Source organism: Microbispora corallina (assembly GCF_016863035.1).
Classification (GTDB): Bacteria; Actinomycetota; Actinomycetes; order Streptosporangiales; family Streptosporangiaceae; genus Microbispora; species Microbispora corallina.
The window spans coordinates 181,439-202,926 of sequence record NZ_BOOC01000022.1 but is presented as its reverse complement, the minus strand read 5'-3'; the positions used below and the strand labels follow the sequence as shown (position 1 = coordinate 202,926).

Annotated in this window: 19 protein-coding genes and 1 pseudogene; 13 read left to right on the top strand and 7 right to left on the bottom strand. The window is 74.6% G+C overall.

The window, feature by feature from the left end; all coding sequences use genetic code 11:
• Positions 1 to 9: 9 nt before the first annotated feature.
• Positions 10 to 636, top strand: coding sequence for a GOLPH3/VPS74 family protein (locus tag Mco01_RS22500; RefSeq protein ID WP_204058861.1), 627 nt, complete (start codon positions 10 to 12; stop codon positions 634 to 636).
• Positions 637 to 752: 116 nt separating this feature from the next.
• Here the strand turns inward: Mco01_RS22500 and Mco01_RS22495 are convergent, their stop codons facing one another.
• The 5 genes and pseudogenes from Mco01_RS22495 to Mco01_RS22475 all read right to left on the bottom strand — a co-directional run bounded on the left by Mco01_RS22495 (position 753) and on the right by Mco01_RS22475 (position 4,407).
• A complete protein-coding gene (locus tag Mco01_RS22495) occupies positions 753 to 1,943 on the bottom strand; it encodes an MFS transporter (RefSeq protein ID WP_239103827.1) in 1,191 nt (396 codons plus the stop codon).
• A gap of 28 nt (positions 1,944 to 1,971) precedes the next feature.
• A complete protein-coding gene (locus Mco01_RS22490; RefSeq protein WP_204058859.1) occupies positions 1,972 to 2,358 on the bottom strand; it encodes a carbohydrate-binding module family 20 domain-containing protein in 387 nt (128 codons plus the stop codon).
• Between the two features lie 52 nt (positions 2,359 to 2,410).
• Positions 2,411 to 2,557 (bottom strand): annotated as a pseudogene (locus tag Mco01_RS40245) (alpha amylase C-terminal domain-containing protein); the annotation flags it as partial.
• 5 nt (positions 2,558 to 2,562) lie between these two features.
• Positions 2,563 to 2,934, bottom strand: coding sequence for an alpha-amylase family glycosyl hydrolase (locus Mco01_RS22480; protein WP_204058858.1), 372 nt, complete (start codon positions 2,932 to 2,934; stop codon positions 2,563 to 2,565).
• Positions 2,935 to 3,165: 231 nt separating this feature from the next.
• Positions 3,166 to 4,407, bottom strand: a complete 1,242-nt coding sequence (locus Mco01_RS22475; protein WP_204058857.1) for a monooxygenase — start codon at positions 4,405 to 4,407, stop codon at positions 3,166 to 3,168.
• A 206-nt stretch (positions 4,408 to 4,613) separates the two neighbouring features.
• Between Mco01_RS22475 and Mco01_RS22470 the strand changes: the two genes are divergently transcribed.
• Positions 4,614 to 6,302 (top strand): DEAD/DEAH box helicase, encoded by a 1,689-nt coding sequence (locus tag Mco01_RS22470; RefSeq protein WP_204058856.1) that lies wholly within the window; start codon positions 4,614 to 4,616, stop codon positions 6,300 to 6,302.
• A gap of 16 nt (positions 6,303 to 6,318) precedes the next feature.
• Here Mco01_RS22470 and Mco01_RS22465 read toward each other — a convergent pair whose 3' ends face one another.
• On the bottom strand, positions 6,319 to 8,190 hold the full coding sequence (locus Mco01_RS22465; protein WP_204058855.1) for a bifunctional copper resistance protein CopD/cytochrome c oxidase assembly protein: 1,872 nt from the start codon (positions 8,188 to 8,190) through the stop codon (positions 6,319 to 6,321).
• Between the two features lie 198 nt (positions 8,191 to 8,388).
• Here Mco01_RS22465 and Mco01_RS22460 point away from each other — a divergent pair, with 198 nt between their 5' ends.
• The 11 genes from Mco01_RS22460 (at position 8,389) to Mco01_RS22410 (ending at position 20,376) form a co-directional block, all read left to right on the top strand.
• Positions 8,389 to 9,666: an alpha/beta hydrolase gene (locus Mco01_RS22460; RefSeq protein ID WP_204058854.1), complete on the top strand. Its 1,278-nt coding sequence runs from the start codon at positions 8,389 to 8,391 to the stop codon at positions 9,664 to 9,666.
• Between the two features lie 80 nt (positions 9,667 to 9,746).
• Positions 9,747 to 9,971, top strand: coding sequence for a hypothetical protein (locus tag Mco01_RS22455; protein WP_036319889.1), 225 nt, complete (start codon positions 9,747 to 9,749; stop codon positions 9,969 to 9,971).
• Positions 9,972 to 10,091: 120 nt separating this feature from the next.
• Positions 10,092 to 11,114: an N-acetylglucosamine kinase gene (locus Mco01_RS22450; RefSeq protein ID WP_239103826.1), complete on the top strand. Its 1,023-nt coding sequence runs from the start codon at positions 10,092 to 10,094 to the stop codon at positions 11,112 to 11,114.
• Positions 11,098 to 12,612: a glycoside hydrolase family 3 protein gene (locus Mco01_RS22445; RefSeq protein WP_204058853.1), complete on the top strand. Its 1,515-nt coding sequence runs from the start codon at positions 11,098 to 11,100 to the stop codon at positions 12,610 to 12,612. Before Mco01_RS22450 ends, Mco01_RS22445 begins: the two co-directional genes overlap by 17 nt.
• Positions 12,613 to 12,652: 40 nt before the next feature.
• Positions 12,653 to 13,597, top strand: a complete 945-nt coding sequence (locus Mco01_RS22440; protein WP_204058852.1) for a MurR/RpiR family transcriptional regulator — start codon at positions 12,653 to 12,655, stop codon at positions 13,595 to 13,597.
• A 76-nt stretch (positions 13,598 to 13,673) separates the two neighbouring features.
• Positions 13,674 to 15,482: an ABC transporter substrate-binding protein gene (locus tag Mco01_RS22435; protein ID WP_204058851.1), complete on the top strand. Its 1,809-nt coding sequence runs from the start codon at positions 13,674 to 13,676 to the stop codon at positions 15,480 to 15,482.
• Positions 15,479 to 16,513, top strand: coding sequence for an ABC transporter permease (locus Mco01_RS22430; RefSeq protein WP_204058850.1), 1,035 nt, complete (start codon positions 15,479 to 15,481; stop codon positions 16,511 to 16,513). Before Mco01_RS22435 ends, Mco01_RS22430 begins: the two co-directional genes overlap by 4 nt.
• Positions 16,510 to 17,442 carry an ABC transporter permease gene (locus Mco01_RS22425; protein ID WP_036319884.1) on the top strand — a complete coding sequence of 311 codons (933 nt, stop codon included), beginning with the start codon at positions 16,510 to 16,512 and terminating at the stop codon, positions 17,440 to 17,442. The genes Mco01_RS22430 and Mco01_RS22425 overlap by 4 nt, the downstream gene beginning before the upstream one ends.
• Positions 17,443 to 17,447: 5 nt before the next feature.
• The gene (locus tag Mco01_RS22420; protein WP_239103825.1) at positions 17,448 to 18,464 is read left to right on the top strand and encodes an ABC transporter ATP-binding protein; all 1,017 of its coding nucleotides are present in this window, start codon (positions 17,448 to 17,450) and stop codon (positions 18,462 to 18,464) included.
• Positions 18,461 to 19,486 carry an ABC transporter ATP-binding protein gene (locus tag Mco01_RS22415; protein ID WP_204058849.1) on the top strand — a complete coding sequence of 342 codons (1,026 nt, stop codon included), beginning with the start codon at positions 18,461 to 18,463 and terminating at the stop codon, positions 19,484 to 19,486. The genes Mco01_RS22420 and Mco01_RS22415 overlap by 4 nt, the downstream gene beginning before the upstream one ends.
• Entirely contained in the window at positions 19,483 to 20,376 is an 894-nt protein-coding gene (locus Mco01_RS22410) for a GNAT family N-acetyltransferase (RefSeq protein WP_204058848.1), read from the top strand. The genes Mco01_RS22415 and Mco01_RS22410 overlap by 4 nt, the downstream gene beginning before the upstream one ends.
• Before the next feature lie 2 nt (positions 20,377 to 20,378).
• Here the strand turns inward: Mco01_RS22410 and Mco01_RS22405 are convergent, their stop codons facing one another.
• Positions 20,379 to 21,488: an exo-beta-N-acetylmuramidase NamZ family protein gene (locus Mco01_RS22405; RefSeq protein ID WP_204058847.1), complete on the bottom strand. Its 1,110-nt coding sequence runs from the start codon at positions 21,486 to 21,488 to the stop codon at positions 20,379 to 20,381.

Sequence of the window (21,488 nt, the reverse complement as noted above, 5' to 3'; positions counted from 1 at the left end):
GCGGTCCGCGTGGACATCCCCGGCTCCCTGGCGGAGCAGCTCTGCCTCCTCGGCTACGACCCCCGCAGGGAGCGGGTGGTGACGGGCCTGCCGTTCCCTTATCTCCTCCGCGCGGCGGCGCTCACCGACCTGCTGCTGCGCGGCCGCATCGCCGACGACGGCGGCAGGGTGCGCGTCCTGACCGAGGAGGCCGTCGGCGATCCGGTCCTGGACGACCTGCTGGCCGCCCTCGCCGCCTCCCCGCCCCGGACGTGGCGGCACTGGATCGGCAAGGACCGCCGCAGGACGGTGGAGGCGGTCCTCGACAGGCTGGAGGAGAAGCGGCTGGTCCGGAGGGAGACACGCAAGCAGCTGCTGATCTTCAGCACGCGTCTCGTCCGGGTCCGCGACACCCGGGTGTCCCGGCGGCTCGCGGACCGGGTCCACGGCGCGCTCACCGGTCCCGTCTCCCGCGTCGACGCGCGGGACGCGGCGCTCGTCGCGCTCGCGGCCGCGGGCGAGGTCGGGACCGTGCTCCCGTCGGCCAAGCGGCGGGAGCACCGGCAGCGGATCGCCCAGCTGACCGAGCGGAGCGGACCGGCGTCGCCTGCCCTGCGCAGCGTCGTCCGCCAGGCCCGCGCCGCCTACTCGGGCTGAGCACCGTCCAGCCCTCCAGCCGCGCGGTTTTGAGGGCGCGCGGACGAGAGCCAGGACCGGCGGCCTCGGGCGGGCTCAGCCTGGGTGGCGGGCTCCCGCGGCCTCTGCAGGTGACCTCAGGCGGGCTCGGCGGGGGAGTCGGGGGTGAGGCGGGTGCGCGCGCCGGCGGCGGAGGGGCGGAGCACGCCCGCCCCGAGCAGGACGGCGGCCAGGAGGGCCGTGACGAGCCCGAAGGAGATCGGCAGCCCGGTGACGGCGGCGATGCCGCCGATGGCGCTCGGCGCGACGAAGCCCGAGGCGTAGCTGACGGTGGCCGCGCCGGCCACGCCCTCGCTCGGTGTCCGCCCGGCGTTGCCGGCGGCGGCGAAGACCAGCGGGATCACCACGGCGATGCCGAGGCCGATCAGCATGAACCCGGCGATGGCCGGGACCGGCGCCCGCCCGGCCACCACGAGGACGCCGCCGAGCGTCGCGAGCGCCCCTCCGGCGCGGACGGTGCGGACCGGGCCCACGCGGCGGACCACGGCGTCCCCGCACAGGCGGCCGGCGGCCATCATGAACGCGAACGCCGTGTAGCTCGCCGCCGCCACGGCGGGCGAGGCTCCGGCGACCTGCTTCAGGTAGACCGCGCACCAGTCCTGGCTGGCCGACTCGCCGAAGATCCCGGCGAATCCGATCAGCCCGATGAGCAGGACCTCCCGCGCCGGCAGGACGAAGTGCGGCGGCGCGGCCTCGTCCGCCCCCGGCCGCACGTCCAGCAGGAAGGGCCCGACGCCGAGGCCGGCCACGATCAGCACGACGGCCATCGCCCCCAGGTGCACGCGGGCGTCGAGGCCGGCGTGGGCGGCAAGGATCCCGACGCCGCCGGCCACCAGGCCGCCCACGCTCCACATGCCGTGCAGGCCCGACATGATCGAACGGCCGAGCCGCTGCTCGACCACGACGCCCTGGGCGTTCATGGCGACGTCGCACATCCCGGCCACAGCCCCGTACACGAACAGGACGAGCCACAGCGACGGCAGGTTGGGTGCGAGCGCGGGGAAGGCGAGCATCGCGCACCACAGCGCGATGAGCCAGCGGGTGACCGCGCGGCCGCCGAACCGGTGGGTGACGCGGCCCGCGGTCGGCATCGCCACGAGCGACCCGACGGCGGGCGCGAGCAGGGCCAGGCCGAGGCCGCCGGGCCCGGTGTGCAGGTGGTCCTGGATCCACGGGATCCGGGTCGCGAAGCTACCGGTCACCGCGCCGTGCAGGGCGAACGTGGCCGCGACCGCGACCCGTGCCCGTGTCAGTCCCCGATGATCCACGCGCACACGCTACCCGCTGGGCCCGGGGTCATCGCCAGGTATCGGAGCGTGTGACCGATCCGCCGAATCCTGTGGTGAAGGTCCGGTTCGCCCCACTCTCCCAGGTCACCGAGCCGTCCGGGTTCTTCTTGATGTACGTGTACTCGACCCCGGTCGAGCCGGGCAGCGTGACCGTGGCCGACCACACCGGGTGCGACGCCGGCGACATCGGGATCGCGTTCGCCGTGTTCCAGGACCCGAGCGCCGGGATGTTCCCCACGACGTACACGTTCTGGCCCCAGACGGTGGTCGCGGTCGCGGTGAACGTGGCCGCGACCGTGCCGCCGGTGGGCGGCGGCGACGCCGGCGCGCCGACGCGGACGGCCACCGCCGATTTCGCCGCCACCGTGACCGGCGCGGTCCCGTCGGCGGCCACGGTGACCGACCCCGCTCCCCGCGACGTTCTGGTACGTCCCGGCGGGCAGCCCGGTGGTGAAGGTCCGCGTCAGCGGGGCGACTCCGTTGTTGATCGCCACCCAGCCCTTCGCGCCCCGGCTGAACGCGATGACGTTGTCGCCGTTGTCGTACCAGTCGGCCACCCCGGTGCCGGCGACCGTGTCGTAGAAGCCCACCATGCCGGTCATCTGGCGGTGGAAGCAGGTCCAGCGGCCGTTCGAGCAGTCGGCGTCGGTGACGAACCCGCGGCCGGGCTGATGTGCTTGGCCGCGTCGACGCGGAAGCCGTCCACCCCAAGCGAGGTCAGTTTGTTCAGGTACGCGGCGATCTGGTCGCGGACGTAGGAGGAGCCGGTGTTCAGGTCGGCCAGGCCGGACAGCTCGCAGCCCTGCACGTTCGACGCGTCGCCGTAGTTCGTGATGGCGCAGGTGGGGGAGTGGAAGTCGGCGGAGGAGTAGAGGCCGGGGTAGCTGTACTTGCCGAAGGAGTAGCCGCCGTAGCTCGAACTGCCCTGGCCGGCCTGGCGAGCGCCACGGGCGCCGCGAGCCCGGCGCACGTCAGCAGGGCCGCCGTCACGGCGGCCAGGGGTTTGTAGGATCTCATGGCGGGGTCTCCTGACAGTGCGGATGGGATCCCTCCGTCGGGCCGGGCGCGCCTACGCCCGGCCCGACTCCTTCCACCGCCCGGATTCCGTGTGTCCCGGACGTCGCCCGGAAGTTACTGCGCCGCTGAGTGCAATGCTTTGCGCAAGAACGGCCTGTTTTTCAGAATATTTCTGCAACTGCTGTCAACGGGGCATGGACCAGACGAGCAGCCCCAGGCACATCTCGTCGCTGGTGCCCTCGCCCCAGACCACGTAGCGGGGCGGCAGGCCGCGCAGGGCCGGCAGCAGGCGGCGCAACCCGGCGTCGTGCGTGCAGGTCACCCGGAGCGTGTCCCCGGGCTTGACCGCGACGGGCGTCGCCAGCGGATGGATGGCCTGGTCGTCGAAGTCGTACGACGGGATGTCGAGCAGCGTCCTGGCCTTCGGCGTGCCCGGGTCGAGCTCGATCCTGATCGACCGGCCGAGCAGGTGCATGTGCCCGGCGACCGCGTAGATGGTGCCGCCCCGCTCCGGCCTGACGTCGCAGTGCTGCGTCGGCCCGGGGGCCGGGGGCGCGCCCTTCCCGCACATCTGCGTCAGGCCGTCGACCATGCCCCGGGCCTGCTCGCCGAAGCGGTGGGCGACGTCGCGGACGGCGGCGGCCCGGTCGCACAGCGGACCCGACTCCTGTGGCGTGCAGGGAAGCTCGATCGGCGCGACCAGCCGGCCCGTCTCCAGGGGGATGAGGCCGTCCGCGCCCTCGGCGAGCCGCAGCCGGATGCCCGACCGGTCCGTGCCGCCCGGCCTGCCGCCGGTGGCCAGCAGGTTGTAGTGGATCTGCAGGATCATCCGGCTGCCCGCCGGCATCGGATATCCCGCCTTCTGCCTGAGCAGGGTCTCATTGGCGCCCGGGGCCCAGTGGCCGACCCAGGCGCCGTTCTCCACGCCGGCATCCCCGAAGCAGGTCCACCCCTCGCCCGGGGTGGAGGCGTCCAGGGACCGCGCCGCCTTCGCCTCCTGGGGTCCCACCCGGAAGACGATCGCGTGATGCACGATCGCGGTGTTCTGCGGGAGGAACTGGCTGCCGGTCAGGAAGGCCGGCGCGGTCAGCTTCGGGTCGAGCAGGAAGCACCGGTACTCGTCGGTGCCGCCCGAGGGGGCCGCCGGCCGGTACGGCTGCGGCAGCGTGAGCGTCACGAACCGCTCCCCGGGCCGCAGCGGCGCCGGGGGCGGCGGCGCCGCCGTCCCGTGCCCACCGTGGCCCGCCGTGGCGCCGTCCTCCGCGCCGCCGGCCGGGTCCGTGCCCGCCGCGGCGTGGGCCGCGTGCGCCGCGCCGCTCCCGGCTCCCGGGGAGTGCCGCGTGCCGCAGGAGACCACGAGGAGGGCGGCCGCGAGCGCGACCACCGCGACGCCCGCCCACCGTGTCCACCGGACCGTGCCTTCCATGGGACCCCCTCGTCGGATCGGCTCCTCGTCTCCAGGCTGCCCCTCCGGGCGCGGCCCGCCATCCCCCGGAAGACCGAACCCGCTCCTCCGCCAGGCTGAGTCGCGGCCTACTGCGTAAGAGGAAGGCGCCGGACGCGGAGTTCGGGGTAGGGGCGGAAAGACCGTAGTGTCATCCCGTGCACATCAGCCCCATGAGGAGCCCCGACATGGTCGAAGACATGAGCGACGAGGGACCCGGCTTCGCCGACCTGGCGCTGCGTCCCGAGCTTCTCAAGGCCCTGTCCGACCTCGGGTACGAGGAGCCCACACCTATCCAGCGCGAGGCGATCCCGCCGCTGCTCGAGGGGCGCGACCTGCTCGGCCAGGCCGCCACGGGCACCGGCAAGACCGCGGCCTTCGCCCTGCCGGTGCTGCAGCGGCTGCAGGAGGGCAGCGGCGAGACCCCGTCCGCGCTCGTCCTCGTCCCCACCCGCGAGCTCGCCGTCCAGGTCTCCGAGGCCATGCACCGATACGGCAGGGACCTCGGGGCGCGGGTGCTCCCGATCTACGGCGGCCAGCCGATCGGGCGGCAGCTCAGGGCGCTGGAGCGGGGCGTGGACATCGTGGTCGCCACCCCCGGTCGCGCGCTCGACCACATCGGACGGGGGACGCTCCCGCTGAAGGGCATCGCGATGGTCGTCCTCGACGAGGCCGACGAGATGCTCGACATGGGCTTCGCCGAGGACATCGAGGCCATCCTCCAGGACGTCCCGGAGGAGCGCCAGACGGTCTTGTTCTCGGCCACGATGCCGCCCCGCATCGACGGGATCGCCCGCCGTCACCTGCGCGAGCCCGTCCGCATCCGCATCGAGCGCGAGGCCCCGGCGGCAGGCGAGGCCCCGCTGGTGCGGCAGAGCGCGTACGTGGTGTCCCGCGCGCACAAGCCGGCCGCCCTCGGCCGCGTGCTCGACGTGGAGGCGCCGACGGCCGCCATCGTCTTCTGCCGCACGCGGGAGGAGGTCGACCAGCTCACCGAGACCATGAACGGCCGGGGCTACCGCGCCGAGGCCCTGCACGGCGGCATGGGCCAGGAGCAGCGCGACCGCGTCATGGGCCGGCTGCGGGCCGGCACGGCCGACCTGCTGGTGGCCACCGACGTCGCCGCCCGCGGCCTCGACATCGAGCAGCTGACCCATGTGATCAACTACGACGTGCCGTCGGCCCCGGAGGCGTACGTGCACCGGATCGGCCGGGTCGGCCGGGCGGGCCGCGAGGGCGTGGCGATCACGCTCGCCGAGCCCCGCGAGCACCGGATGCTCAAGACCATCGAGCGGGTGACACGCAGCCGGATCACGATAGAGAAGGTCCCGACGGTCGCCGACCTGCGGGCCCGGCGGCTGGAGCTGACCAGGGCCGCCCTCGAGGAGAGCATCATGGAGGACGGCGACCTCGACCGCTTCCGTGTCGTGGTCGAGACGCTGTGCGACGAGTTCGACCTCATGGACATCGCGCTCGCGGCCGTGAAGCTGGCCCACGAGTCCACCGGCGCCGCCGCCGACGAGGAGGAGATCCCCGATGTCGCGCCGCGGCCGGAGCGGGCGGACCGGGGCCGGCGCGAGGGGCCGGGACGCGACGACCGGCGCCCGCGCAGGCAGACGGGCGGGATGACCAGGATCTTCGTGGGGGCGGGCCGCAGCGCGGGCGTCCGCCCGCAGGACATCGTCGGCGCGATCACCGGCGAGACCGGCGTCTCCGGCCGGGACATTGGCGCCATCGAGATCGCCGACCGGTTCTCGCTCGTGGAGATCCCCGAGGGGGCCGCGCAGGAGGTCATCTCGGCCCTGCGGCGGACCACGCTCAAGGGCAGGAAGCCGACGGTCCGGTTCGACCGCGACGAGGTGCCCCGCCGCCGCTGAGCGGACGTGCCGGCCGTCAGCCCGCCCGGGCGACGCCGGCCGACAGCCGCCGCCGCGCATCGCGCCAGCGCAGGAGCAGCAGGACGAGCAGGGCGGCGAGCGTCAGGGCGGCGGCTCCCGGGCCGAGCAGCGCCCCGAGCTGCTGGTCGCCGTTCCGCTCGGGGCCCCACGGCAGCGCGAGCGACGCGTACCAGCCGGGGCCCTGCAGCGGCCCCGCCAGCAGTTCCAGGGCGACCCACGCCTGCACCGCGACGCCGGCCAGCAGCATGGCCGCCCTGACCTGCGGCCGTATCGGGCGCGGGAGCGGGTCGACGCCCGTGGCGACCTCCAGGAACACGACGGCGGTCGCCACCACCACCGCCTGGAGGCCCAGCCGTACGGCGAGGCTCGTCTGGGCGGCCTCGAACAGGCCGGTGAGGTACAGCGCCACGTACGGCGCCGCGTAGAGGGCCGTCGCCACCCAGGGGAGGGACAGCGCGCGGGCCCACGGCCCGTCCTCGCGCTCGCCCGCGGACGGGACGGCCCGCCGGTACAGGCCGAGCGGCGCCCCCAGCACGAGGAGCGCCGGGCCGACGGCGCCCAGCAGCGCGTACTGGGCGGAGTGGATCGAGAAGACGGCGGGGCCGTACGCCGCGACACCGCCCGCCAGTCCGTACGCGAGGACGAGCAGCCCGGCCAGCCACGACGCGGTCCGCCACGCGGGCCAGCCCTCTCCCCGGGCCGACAGGCGCCGCACACCGGCCAGGTAGGCGGCCACGAGACCCGCCACGGCCAGCAGCGCGATCGGGTCGGGCCGGATCTCGGTGACCAGGCGCCCCGGGGTGTACGGCGGGAGCGTGTAGCCCAGGGCGTCGTGCTGGTGCTGCGCCACTCCCGGCACTCCGTCGGACGCGGGCGGCGCGGTGCGCGACAGCCCGACCGCGAGGCCGACGGTCGCCAGCATCACCGCCACCTCGACGGTCGCCAGCCGCAGGAACGGCCGGGGCCCCTCGGTCTCCAGGGCGGCGATCGTGGCCCGGCGGTGCCGCCACCCGAACCAGCCGAGAGCGGCGAGCGCGGCCGCCTTGGCCAGCACCAGCAGGCCGTACCGCGACTCCCAGAGCTGGGACACCTCCCCGAGGCGCACCCAGGCGTTGACCGTGCCCGAGACGCCGACGGCCACGAAGCAGCACAGGGCCAGCGCGCTGAAGCGCCGGACCGCCGTGAGCAGGCCGGCCGAGCCGGGCAGGAAGGCCACGAGCCCGGCCAGGCCGCCGACCCACAGCGCGACCCCCGGGATGTGCGCCATCAGGCTGGAGATGGCCAGGTTGTGGTCGGCCGCGGAGGCCGAGTGGCCGGCGTACGCCGGAGGGAGCACGGCGAACACGGCGAGGGCCAGCAGGAGGGCCCGTCCCCCCGCGTCGAGCGGCAGCAGCGCGCCGACGGCGACCGTCAGCGCGACCAGGGTGACCAGCAGGAACGCCTGGCCCTGCGGGATGTAGTAGAGGAACGTCGTCAGCACGCCGGAGCGCAGTGCGTCGCCCACCGGCAGGCCGAGGAAGTCCGACAGCGTCAGGACCTCGGTGAGCGCCGCGCTCGCCGCCCAGACGAGGGCCCACGGCGCCGCCGCGCGGGCGATCCGGCGCCGCTCGTCCTCGTCCTGGGCGAGCAGGACGGCGGTCAGCAGCACGCCCACCGTCGCCACGGCGGACAGATCGTGCACGAGCCGGACGAGCGGCAGCCCCCAAGTCGTCAGCGGGCCGGGGGACGGGAGCCCCTCGATGGCCGGCCTCGGCCTGCCCCCGCCGAACCACAGGGCCAGGAGCAGCACGGCGAACGCCGCGGCCGGCATGCCGGCGGAGACGAGCGCGTGCCGCCCCACGGAGGACGTCGTCCTGGCAGAAGTCATTCGTCGGCTTCCTCGGCTCGGCACCGATCCCGCACCGGTGATCTCACGTTGCTCCGAGTATGTCGAGAGGGGGTCACCCAGGAGGACGAAACGGAGGAATGCCGCCGATGCCGCGGGTGCTGCTCGCGGCAGGCGGCGACCGCCTGCCGCGCGCCGGGGGTCGGGACGGAAGGCCCGGGCCGGGGTACCGTCGATCACGTGGACGACGACCGGCTCGGCCTGTGGACGTTCGAACGGGACGGCGAACAGATCGCCTGGGGCCGTCCCGGCGTGACGGACGAGGAGCGGGCGGCGGCGGGCCGGGAGACCCTGGCGGCCCTCCGTGCCGCCCTCCTGGTGGAGAACCGCTCTCGGGCGGCGCTCGCCATGGAAGCCGCCCTGCCCGAGGGGCAGGACGTCCTGCGCGTGTGGGCATCCCGCGATCCGCGCGACCTGCGCGCCCGGCTGGGCGGCGAGCGCCTGGCCGTGTGGGCGGAAGGCGAGGTCCTGCACGTCCTGTGGCGTGGCGAGGACGGTCCGCCCGCGGTCGGCGGCGGCGTGCAGCCCGTGCTGTGGCCGGTCGACGGCGCCCCTGACCTGTGGGAGGCGTCGATCAGGGTACGCGGCCTGGACGAGGCGGTCATCGAATTGAGCGTCGTGCCCGAGCGGCCCTCCCACCGCGAGCACCGTGACCACGGCGAGCACGGGGACCGCGGCGAGCACGGGGACCGCGGCGAGCACCGGGCGGACGGGCAGGTGACCGTCCGGTGGCGGGGGCCGCGGGCGCCCTCGCCGGCGCCGGGCGCGGCCGTGGTGACGGGCATGGTCGAACGGCACGAGCTCCGGTTCCTGGGGGAGGCGCGCGGCGTCACCGTCTACCGCCCGCCCGGAGCCGCCGGCCCGCTGCCCGGCTGTGTCATGGCGGACGGGCAGTTCGTGCCCGCTCTCGCCCGCACCCTGGAGCCGGCCGTGCTCGCCGGGGACGTGCCGCCCTTCGTCCTGGTGGGCGTCCACTGCGCGTCGGGTGCGGGCGGCGCCGACGAGACCGGCGACGCCCGGGGACGCGAGTACATCCCCTCGACCGACCCTCCGCGCTTCGCGGCCCACCTGGCGTTCGTGGCGGACTCGGTGCTCGGCTGGGCGCGGGAGACGTGCGGGGCGGCGGCGGGCCCGTGGATCGCGGCCGGGGTGTCCAACGGCGCCGACTGGGCGCTGGGCGCCGCCTGCCGGCGGCCGGATCTGTTCCGGGGGGTCGCGGCGCTGAGTCCCGGCTCCCCGCCGTCCCGGGACGACCCGTCGGCGGCCGGAGGAGTGCCCGCCCGCTGTTACCTCGGCGCGGGAACGCTGGAGAGCGGATTCCGGGAGAGCGCGCGGGACTGGGCCGTCGCCCTCTCCGGCCGGGGCTGTGCCGTACGGCACGAGGAGTGGATCGGGGGCCACGACGCCTACTGGTGGTCCCAGCGGCTTCCGGTAGCCCTGGCCTTCCTCCTCACCTGACCCGCGTGTCGGGATGCTTCGGAAAAGCGCCGTTGGGGCACCTCAGAGGTATCGGGGTTCACTGGACTCGGGGGGGACTCATGGCTGTTTCGGTTGACCTGGCGAAGCTGCTCGACCGGGAGTACGAGGAGATGAGCCTGGACGAGCTGATCAAGGCGCCCGTGCAGGCGCTCGCCGGGGTGAGCGAGGGCGACGCCGAGATGCTCAAGAAGGCTTTCAACATCAAGACCGTGGGCGACCTCGGCCGCAACAAGTTCTTCCGGGCCGCCACCGCGCTGGTCGACCTGACCGACAGCAAGAAGTAGAGCCTCGCCGGCCCGCCTCGCCGGAGCCCGCCGTCGCGCCGTTTCTCCCTCCTCGGGGGACGCCGGACGGCCGTTGTAGATATTCTCCATCGCCTTATAAGTTGTTGGAAGGTATCTACGTTGGGGGCGGTCGTGGGGGCGCTGTTCGTCGGGGTCGACGGCGGGGGCACCAGCACGCGTTGCGTCGTGGCCGCCGAGTCGGGGGAGATCCTCGGCCGGGGCCGCGCGGGCGGTGCCAACGCCGTGTCGGTCCGCGACCCGTCGGCCAACCTGCTGGCGGCACTGCTGGCCGCCCTGGGGAGCCTCGACCGCTCCCGGGTCGCGGGCGGGGTGTTCGGGCTGGCCGGCGCCGCGCAGGCCCGCGCGCTGGCGGAGCGCGCCTGGAGCGAGGCGGAGTTGCCGGGCCGTCCCCGGGTGGTGCCGGACATGCTGGTCGCCTTCACCGGGACGACCGACGCCGCCGACGGGACCGTCCTGGTCGCGGGCACCGGCGCCGTGGGGGCGCGCGTGCGGAGCCGCCGGATCGTCCGGCGTGCCGACGGCTTCGGATGGCTGTTCGGCGACGAGGGGTCGGGGGTGTGGCTCGGCCGCCGGGCGGTGGCGGCCGCGCTGACGGCCCTCGACGGCCGGGGCGCGCCGACCGCGCTGATCGGGCCGGTGGCCGCCGCGCTCCTGGGGGAGGCGGGCGATCCGCAGGACGTCCCGGCCCTCGTCGCCGCCGCGTACGACAGGATCGCCGAGGCGGGGCCCGCCTGGCTCGGGTCGCTCGCGCCCGCCGTGGACGCGGCGGCCCGGCGGGGCGACCAGGTGGCGCGCGACATCGTGCGCGAGGCCGCCCGCAGGCTCGGCCGTACGGCGCGGGTGGTGGGCGAGCCCGACGGGACCGGGGAGGAGCGGGGGCCGCTGGTGCTGGCGGGATCGCTGCTGACCGAGCCGACCGAGCTGGCCCGTCTCGTGCGGGCCGAGCTGGGACCCCGGACGACGTCGCTGCCGGCGGGGGACGGCGCCGCCGGGGCGGCCGCTCTCGCGCTGCGTGCCGCCCTGCCCCCCGGCGATCCCCGCGCGGGAGAGGGTCACCGGGCGCTGATCGGACGGACGTTCGCGGACCGGCCGGAGCGGAGGGCCGATGACGGTCGCGGGTGAGGTGGAGCGGGCGGCCCTGACCGTCCTCCAGCCCGGTTTCGAGGGCACCGTCCCGCCCGACTGGGTGCGGCGCGCGCTCGCCGACGGCCTGGGCGGCGTCCTGCTGTTCGCCCGCAACGTCGCCGGTCCCGCGGGCACGGCCGCCCTCGTGGCCGCCCTGCGCGAGGAGAGCCCGGGAGCCGTCGTGGCCATCGACGAGGAGGGCGGCTCGGTGACGCGGCTGGAGGCCGCCGGCGGCAGCTCCTGGCCCGGCAACCTGGCGCTGGGCGTGGTCGGGGACGAGACGCTGACCCGCCGGGTGGGCCGGCAGATCGGCCGGATGGTCGGCGCCGCCGGGATCACCCTCGACTACGCCCCCGTCGTCGACGTGAACGCCGACCCGCGCAACCCGGTCATCGGGGTGCGGTCCTTCGGGTCCGACCCGGACGAGGTCTCCCGTCACTCCGCCGCCTGGATCGAGGGCTTCCAGAGCGCGGGGGTCGCGGCCTGCGCCAAGCACTTCCCCGGACACGGGGACACGGTGATCGACTCCCACCTGGAGCTGCCGACGGTCCGGGCGTCCAGGGACGTCCTGGAGCGGCGCGACCTGCCGCCGTTCCGGGCCTCGATCGCCGCCGGCGTCCGCGCGGTCATGTGCGGCCACCTGCGGGTGCCCGCCCTGGACGACGAGCCGGCGACGCTCAGCCGCGCCATCGTGACCGGGCTGCTCCGGGAGGAGCTGGGCTTCGACGGCCTCGTGGTCACCGACGCGATCGAGATGCAGGCGGTCGCCGCGCTGCACGACCCGGGCGAGATCGCGGTCCGCGCGCTGGTCGCGGGGGTGGACGTGGTGTGCGTGGGCGTCTCGTCCGCGCAGGGGGAGAGCGTGTACGCGCTGCGCGACGCGATCGTCCGGGCGGTGCGCGAGGGGCGGCTGCCGGAGGAGCGGCTGGCGGAGGCGGCCGGTCGCGTCCACGAGCTGGCCGCCTGGTACGCGGAGCGGGCCGGCGACCGCGCCGGGGCCGCCGCCGGGGCCGTCGAGGGTCTCGGGCTCGCCACGGCCGCTGCGGCCCTCCGCGTCGCGGATCCGGCCGGAGGGCTGCGCCCGGCCGAAGCCGTCGAGACGCCGGTGCTGGAGGCCGCGCCGCTGGTGGTCCGGCTGTACGGGTGGCGGAGCCAGGCCGTCGGCCGCGCCACGCCCCTGACCCTCGCCGAGGCGCTCGCCGAGCACCTGCCGGGGACCGCCGGCGTCGAGGTGGGGCCCGGCGACGCGCCGCCCGATCTGGCCGCCCTCGCCGGCCCCGGCCGTCCGCTCGTGGTCGCCGTCCACGACGCCGGGCGGCACGAGTGGATGCGGCGGCTGCTCGACGAGGCCGTACGGGCCCGGCCCGACACCGTGGTGGTCGAGACGGGCGTGCCCGGGCCGCCGTGCGGGCGCGTGTACCTCGCGACGCACGGCGCCTCGACGGCCTCGGCCCGGGCCGCGGCCCGCTGGCTGACCGGCCGCCACGCCGGCTGACCCCTGCGCCACCGACCCCGATTTCCCCAAGGAGATTCCGATGGACCAGCGTCCTCCCGCCGCCGATCCCGACGGCCTGGTGGCCACCGTGCGCGCCGTGCTGCCCTCGCTCACCCCCGCAGGGCGGGCCATCGCGCGCCTCATCCTCGACGATCCGGCCATGGTGGCGGGCAGCACGATCACGGAGCTGAGCGCGGCCTCCGGGACGAGCCAGGCGACGATCGTCCGTACGGCCAGGGCGCTGGGCTTCACCGGCTACTCGCAGATGCGCCTGGCGCTCGCCGCCGCCTCGGCCAGGGAACGGCCCGAACGGCTCGTGCCCGGCGACCTGTCCCCGGACGACCCGCTCGCCGAGGTGATCGCCAAGGTGGCCCGGGCCGAGTCGGACGCGCTCGCGGACACGGCGGCCCAGCTCGACCCCGACCGCCTGGGCGCGGTGGTGGACGCCCTGGCCGGGGCCCGCCGGGTCGCCGTCTACGGCGTGGGCGCCTCCGGCCTCGTCGCCGCCGACATGGCCCAGAAGCTGCTGCGCATCGGCGTGGCCGGGCACGCCTTCACCGACGTGCACCTGGCGCTGACCGGGGCGGCGCTGGCCGGTCCGGGCGACGTGTCGGTCGGTGTGAGCTGCTCGGGGGAGACGCCGGACGTCCTCGAGCCGATCGGCACGGCGCGGGCGGCCGGCGCCACGACGGTGGCGATCACGAACAACCCCCGCTCGACGCTCGCCGGGCTGGCCGACCACGTGCTCGTCTCGGCGGGCCGGGAGACGGCCTTCCGGCCGGGCGCGCTCGCGAGCCGGATCAGCCAGCTGCTGATCGTCGACTGCGTCTTCGTCGGCCTCGCGCAGCGCACGTTCGACGCCTCGGAGGGCGCGCTGAAGGCCACCAGGGAGGCCCTCGACCGGTTCCTCGGCGACGTCCGGCGACGCCCGCGCGCTATGTCGTCCCAGGTAGAAGACGTGGGTAAAAATTTACTCCGCAGCTGACTCCTTACGCGGAAAAAATTGACGCCTCCCTGACGCCGCCCGTATTGTCCAGGCAATCGGGAACCAGGAGCAGCCCATGAAGCGACTCGCGGCGATCGCGGCTCTGGCGGCCATCGCCACAGCCACCGCGTGCGGCAGTACCGGGACGACCGACACCGCGACGGCGGGGGGCGTCTACACCACGATCGACGGCAGCAAGCAGATCAACGCGAGCGCCCCGATCAACCCGTTCAACCCCGTGGGATCGGTCTTCTCGGGGTACAACGGCATGGCGCTGGCCTGGCCGAAGAACGACCCGATCGACCCCAACCAGTACTACCCGGCCATCGCGAGCAGCTGGACGGTCAGCCCCGACCAGCGCGAGGTCGTGATCCACCTCCAGCCGAACGCCCGCTGGTCCGACGGCGAGCCGGTCACCAGCGAGGACGTCCGGGTGTCGATCGGCCTCGCCTACACCCAGGGCGGCACGGCGTACGCGCTCGACCCCAAGGCGGCCGGCGCCGCGGCCGACATCCAGGTCGTGGACGGCAAGACCATCAGGATCACCCAGGGCGCCAACCGGAGCTCCATGTTCCTGAGCAATCTGCTCTCGACGGTGGTCGTGCCGGCCCACGTCTTCGGGCGGCTGCTGCCCGGGGACTTCTGGAGCACGCTCAAGCTCGCCCAGACCGGCAGCGGCCAGGCCGCCGAGCGCGCCAAGTCGCGCATCACCGGCCTCGCCGAGAAGGTCATCGGGTTCGCCCCGCCGCACGACGTGTCCGCCGGGCCGTTCGTGCTGGAGCGGGTCAACCCGGGCGCGGCGCTGCTGAGGCGCAACCCGTACTTCTACAACAGCCGGGCGATCGCGCCCGACAAGGTCAAGGTCCTCAACTACACGGGCAACGAGCAGATCTGGAACTACCTGATCTCCGGCAGGCTCGACAACGCGCCCTTCACCTCGGTCCCGACCGCCGTCATGGAGCGCATCCAGGAGGCGCGGGGCAGCCGGGTCGTCCGCGGCTACTCGCCGGTCTCCACCGCGATGGCCTTCAACCAGGCCCACAAGCCGTACGACAACGCGCACGTGCGCCGGGCGCTCGCCTACCTGATCGACCGGGCGCAGGTCACCAGGATCGCCTCCCCGGAGGGCGGCACCCCGGCCGCGACCACCTCCGGCATCCACGCCAAGGCCGCCCGGGCCTGGCTCGGCGACGGGTTCGACCGCCTCGACCCCTACCGCGTCGACCCGGCGAAGGCCGCGGCCGAGCTGCGCGCCGCCGGCATGGTCCTGCGCGGAGGCAAGTGGGCCATGCCGGACGGCAAGCCGTGGAAGGTGCAGATCCACGTGCCCGCGTCGTTCTCCGACTGGGTGTCCGCGGCCAAGTCGATCAGCAGCCAGCTCGTGGACCACGGCATCGACGCCACCGTGGTCACGGCCGCCGACTACACGCTGTACCTGGGCGAGCTCGCCGACGGCAAGTACGACGTCGGGTTCTGGCTGATCGGGCTAGGACCCTCGCCGTACAACATCTTCCAGCGATTGTTCGGGCAGGCGAACGGCTGGCAGATGTTCGGCGGCAGGCTGCGGCACGTCGCGCCGGGCACCGAGGGAAACTGGATGGGCGGCCCGCAGGTCGTGGACGCGGGCGCGGACGGCCGCGTGGATCCGGGCGAGCTGACCGCCAGGCTCAACTTCGCCTCGCCGCAGGAGCAGAAGCAGATCGTGGGCGTCCTTGCGCGGATCGCCAACCAGCAGGTCCCCGTGATCCAGCTGTGGGACTACGTCAACACCCAGTTCGTGAACACCTCCCGGTACACGGCGTTCCCGCCGGACGACGACGAGTCGCTGCGGCTGTCGTCCGGCGTGTGGATGCAGCTCGGGATGATCAAGAAGAGGCAGGCATGACGAACGCGGTCCGGGGCCGGCCCCGGTGGGGCGCCGTCGCCCGCAAGACTGGCGGCCATCTGGTCCGCGGCCTGGTGATGGTCTGGGTCGTGGCGACGATCAGCTTCGTCATCATCCGGGAGATCCCCGGCAACCCGGTGCTGGGGCAGTACGAGAGCCTGATCCAGAAGGGCATGTCGCCCGAGCAGGCCGAGCGGGCCACGGCCGTCCTGTACGGCTTCCTGCCGACGGGCAGCCTGTGGCAGCAGTACCTCGGCTACATGGGCTCGCTGCTCCACCTCGACCTCGGGCGCTCGCTGAGCACGCCGGGCGTCGAGGTCACCACGCTGATCGGGTCGGCGGCCCGGTGGACCGTGCTCCCGGTCCTCGCGGGCACGCTGCTGAGCTTCCTGCTCGGCGTGACCATGGGCGTGTACGCCGCGATCAAGCGGTCCGGGAAGCTCGGCGACATGCTCGCGCTGTCGGGCTCGCTGCTCCACGGGGTTCCGGTGTATGTGATCGGGCTCCTGCTCACCGCGATCTTCGCGACGCTGTGGCCGATCCTGCCGTCGGGCGGCCCGGTGGACGTCGAGTTCGTCCCCGGCCTCAACCCGGGCTATCTGGGCTCGCTGCTGCAGCACGCCGTGCTGCCGGTCGTGACGTACACGCTGGCCAGCTACGGAGGCTGGATCCTCGCGATGAAGTCGAACGTGGTCGCCGTGCTCGGCGACGACTTCATCCTCGCGGCCGAGCTGCGGGGGCTGAAGCGGGGCATCGTGTTCCGGTACCTCGCGCGCAACGCGATCCTGCCGCTGTTCACGATCCTCGCCCTGTCGATCGGCATGCTGTTCGGCGGCTCGATCTTCATCGAGGAGATCTTCAACTATCCGGGCCTCGGCCTGCTGCTGGTCAACAGCATCACCAGCCGCGACTACGCGCTCATGGGCGGCACGTTCCTGGTGATCACCATCGGCATCGTGGTCGCCAACATCGTGGCCGACCTGCTCTACACGGCGATCGACCCGCGGGTCAGGAGCGGAGGCGCCGCATGACGGTCATCATCAACCCCGAGGGGGTGGCCGACCCCCAGGCCTCGCCGGCCAGGACCACCCGGGCGACGCTGCGCCGCAACTTCTGGCGCGGCGTCTGGCGGGTGCTGCGCCGCAAGCCGAGCCGGATGGCGGGCGTCGTCATCATCGTCCTGTTCGCGCTGATGGGGATCGCCGGGCCGCTGCTCTACCCCGACAACCTGCCAAGGGACGACAACGCGCTCTACGCGCCGCCCAGCCTCGCCCATCCCTTCGGCACCGACTTCGAGGGCACCGACGTGCTCGCGCTCGTCGTCACCGGAGCCCGGTACGTCCTGCTCACCGGCCTCGCCACGGCCGCCATCACGGTGGCGGTGGGGACGGCCATCGGGCTGTTCGCCGGGTTCCGGCGCGGCCGGTGGGACACGGTGCTCATGCGGCTCACCGACATGAACCTGGCCATCCCCGGCCTGCCGCTGCTGCTCGTGCTGTCCACGGTGTGGAAGTTCGAGGGGCCGCTCGAGATGGGCTTGGTGCTCGGGCTGCTCGGATGGGGCGGCATCGCCCGCGCCGTGCGGTCCCAGACCCTGTCTCTGCGGGAGCGCGGGTTCATCGAGGCCGCCCGGGGGCTCGGCCTGCCGACCCGGCACATCATCGGGCGGGAGCTGCTGCCCGGGATGGCGCCGTACATCGCCATGAACATGCTCATCGCGGTCACCGGCGCGGTCTACGCCCAGGTCGGCCTGTTCTTCCTCGGCGTCCTGCCGTTCGAGTCGAACAACTGGGGCGTGATGCTGAACCTCGCGGTCTTCAACGGCGGCGCGCTCACCACCCCGGCCGCCCTGCCGTACCTGCTGGCCCCCCTCCTCGCGATCCTGCTGCTCACGCTGGGCATCGTGCTGATCGTCGACGCGATGGACGAGATCTTCAACCCCCGGCTGCGGGAGGAGTAGCCCCGATGACCCCCACCACCGTCACCGCCCCCGGCGTGCGGATCCGCGACCTGACCGTCGTCTACAAGACCCCCGCCGGCGAGCTCCCCGCCGTCTCCGGCGTGAACCTGAGCCTGGAGCCCGGCACGATCACCGGCGTCGTCGGCGAGTCGGGCTCGGGCAAGTCCACGCTCGCGCTGTCGCTGCTCAACGCCGTCCAGCCGCCCGGCAGGATCGCGGCCGGCAGCGTCGAGATCGACGGCCTCGGCGACGTGCTCACCCTCGGCGGCGAGGACCTGCGGCGGGCCCGCGGCCGCCAGGTCGGGTACGTCTTCCAGGCCGCGCAGAACTCGCTGAACCCGCTCAAGACCATCGGCAAGCAGCTGCTCGACCTCGGCCGCTCCCACGACGTGGAGGACCTGCGGGGGCTGGTGCGCGACGCCAAGGAGCTGCTGGCCCGCATGGGCATGGACGGAGCCCGGGTGCTCGACTCCCACCAGCACGAGCTGTCGGGCGGCATGCGCCAGCGCGTCGGCATCATGCTCGCGCTCGTCCTCAACGCCAAGGTCGTCGTGCTGGACGAGCCGACCACGGCCCTCGACATGATCACCCAGGCGACGATCCTGCGGATCATCCGCGAGGTCCACGACGAGCGGTCCCTCACCACGCTCGTCATCACCCACGACGTCGGCGCGATCGCCGAGGTCGCCGACAGCCTCGCCGTCATGTACGGCGGCAGGGTCGTCGAGCACGGCGAGGTCACCGAGGTGCTCGGCGCGCCCCGCCACCCGTACACGCAGGGCCTCATCCGGGCCATCCCCCGGCTGTCGGGCGACATCTCCGAGGCCCGGGCGCTGCCGGGACGCCCGCCTACGCTGGGGACGCTGCCCGCCGCCGGGTGCGTGTTCCGGGAGCGCTGCGAGCGCCGCATGGCCGTCTGCGAGACCGACGAGCCGATCCCCGTGTTCCGCGACGGGCGCACCGTGGCCTGCCACGCCGTCGACCACCCGCTCGCGCTCGTCAAGCGGAAGGAGTTCGCGTGATCGTCGGGACCGGCGTCACCAAGACGTACAAGCAGCGGGGCGGCGTCCTCGGCGGACGCGACGTGCCCGCGCTGCGCGGCGTCGACTTCGCCGTGCCCAAGGGCGGGGCGGTCTCGTTCATCGGCGAGTCGGGCTGCGGGAAGACGACGCTCGGCCGGATCATCGCCGGGCTGGAGACGTACGACTCGGGCGACATCGTCATCGACGGCGTCTCGATGTCCGGGCTGAGCCACCGCAGGCGGCAGCCGTACTTCCGCCGGATCCAGCTCATCCACCAGGACCCGTACTCGGCGCTGAACCCCACCCGGACCGTCCACCAGACGCTGCAGGCGCCGCTCGCGCTGCGCGCCCGGCAGACGGACCGATCCCGGTCGTGGACGGACGAGCGGGCCGAGGAGCTGCTGTCCCTCGTGGGCCTCGACCCGGGCTACGTGCTGCCGCGCTACCCCCACCAGCTGTCCGGAGGCATGCGGCAGCGGGTGGTGATCGCCCGCGCGCTCACCATGGACCCCGAGGTGCTCGTCGCCGACGAGGCCGTCTCGATGATCGACGTCTCGCTGCGGCTCGGCATCCTCTCGCTGCTGAAGGACCTGCGGCTGCGGCTCGGGGTGGGCGTGCTGTTCATCACCCACGACATCGCCACGGCCCGCTACATCGGGGACGACAGCGAGCTGTACGTGCTCTACCGGGGGCAGGTCGTCGAGCGCGGGAACACCGAGACGGTCATCGCCGACCCGGTCCACCCGTACACGCAGTCGCTGCTGTCGGCCATCCCGGTCCTGCACGGGCTGGAGCGGCCGGGACCCGAGCGCGTGGTGCCGACCGAGGCGCTCGACGAGGCGCAGGCAGACGGGGGTTGCCTGTTCGCCCGCCGGTGCCCGTTCGCCACCGAGCGGTGCGTGAGCGAGATGCCCGTGCTCGGACGGCCGGGGGAGGGCGGGCAGCGCCACGCCTGCTTCCACCCCCAGCGGCGCAGCGTCATCCCCGTGGGAGCCGGGCGCCACGCGGGGGCCGGCGGGTGACCGCGGTCGCGCCGCTCGCTCCCGGGCGGGTTGCGGCCGAGGCGGCGGGGCGCCTCGGCGACCTGGCCGCGGCCGCGCTGTGGGCCGACGCCGGCGACGCCGCGCAGGTCGTGCGGCGGCTCGCGGCCCCGCCCCCGGATCGCCGCTGGACGGCCCTGGTCACGCCCGGCCTCGACGGCGTGGTGTTCGCGTCCGTGGGCCGCGACGGCGGCGGCCACCTCGACCTGGTCGCGGTCGACCCGGCCGCCCAGGGCCGCGGCCTCGGCCGGGCGCTGGTCGGCGCCGCGGAGGAGTGGCTGCGGGCCGAGGGGGCCACCGAGGCGCGGTTCGCCGGGAACCCGCCGTGCTACGGGTGGCCCGGGATCGACGTCCGGTACACCCCCGCGGCCTGCCTCGCGGAGAGCCGGGGGTACGAGCGGTACCGGGTGGCGTGGAACATGACCGCCGACCTGGTCACCGGATGGCACCCGGCGTCCTGGGACCAGGACGCCGACCTGGAGCGGCTCGCGGAGGCCGGGGTCGCCGTCGCGGCGGCGGCGCCGGAGGAGCGGGCCGCCGTGAGCGCGTTCGTCCGTGAGCAGTGGAACGACCGCTGGGCCTGGGAGGCGGAGCAGGCGACCGGCTGCCACTACGCCGTCCGGGACGCGGAGATCCTCGGCTTCGCCGCCTGGGGCTCGCGGCCGAACTGGTTCGGGCCGATGGGCACGGCCGAGGCCGCCCGCGGGCTCGGGGTGGGCCGCGTGCTGCTGCGCCGGTGCCTGGCCGAGCAGGCCGCCGCCGGTCTGCGCCGGGTCGAGATCGGCTGGGTGGGTCCCCTGCGCTTCTACTCGCGGGCGGTGGCCGCGCGCGCCGAGCGCGTCTTCTGGCTCTACCGCCGCCCGCTGGACTGATGTCAGCCGTACAGGAGCTCCGCCCCCTCCGGGCCGCCGTCCGGGACGAGGCCGCGCGGGTCGCGGCCCGCGTCGAGGGCGCGCCGCAGGGCGTCCGACCCCCACAGCAGGTCGAGGAACGGGTCGCAGGCGAACGCGCCGGGATACAGCACGCGCAGCGTGTGGAGCATCGACACGCCGGTCAGCACCGGCCGGAACGCGAGCCGGTCGGTCACGTGGAGCTGGACGCCGCGCACGACCGCGCCCGCGTGCCGGCCGAACGTCGGCGTGAACCAGGTCTCGCGGAACCGGACGCCCGGCAGCCCGAGGTCCGCGAGCGCCGGGACCAGCCGCCCGTCGGCGTACGGCGCCCCGGCCAGCTCGAACGGCCGGGTCGTGCCACGGCCCTCCGCGGCGTTCGTGCCCTCCAACAGCCCGGTGCCCGGGTAGGCGATCGCGGTGTCCAGCGTCGGCATGTTGGCCGACGGCATCACCCACGGCAGGCCGGTCGCGTCGAAGTAGCGCTCCCGCCGCCACCCGCTCAGCGGGACGACGTCCAGCCTCGCCTTGATCGTGCGGTTGGCGAGCAGCGCTATCTCGCCGGGCGTCAGCCCGTGCCGCACGGCGACGGGCGCGCGCCCGACGAAGCTCGCGAAGGCCGGGTCGAGCTGTGGTCCCTCCGCCAGCGCCCCGCTGATCGGGTCGGGCCGGTCGAGCACGACGAACCGCAGCCCGAGCCGCGCCGCCGACTCCATCAGGTCGTACATCGTCCAGACGTCCGTGTAGAAGCGGGCGCCGACGTCGGCCATGTCGAACACCAGGGCGTCCACGCCGGCGGAGGCCACGAGCGCGTCGAGGTCCCCGCCCGACCTGCCGTACGTGTCGAACACGGGCAGGCCGGTGACGGGGTCGGCCGGTGCCGCGTCGCCCTCGCCCGCCTGGGCCGCGCCGCGCAGCCCGTGCTCGGGGCCGAACAGCGCGGTCACCCGGACGCCCGCCGCCAGCAGCGCCGGTGCCGACGGCGTCAGATCGGGCAGGACCCCGGTGGGGTTGGTGACGAGGCCGACGCGGTCCCGTCCGACCGGCCGGGGGTGCCCGGTCAGCCGTTCGAGGCCCGTGCGCACGCGAGTCAT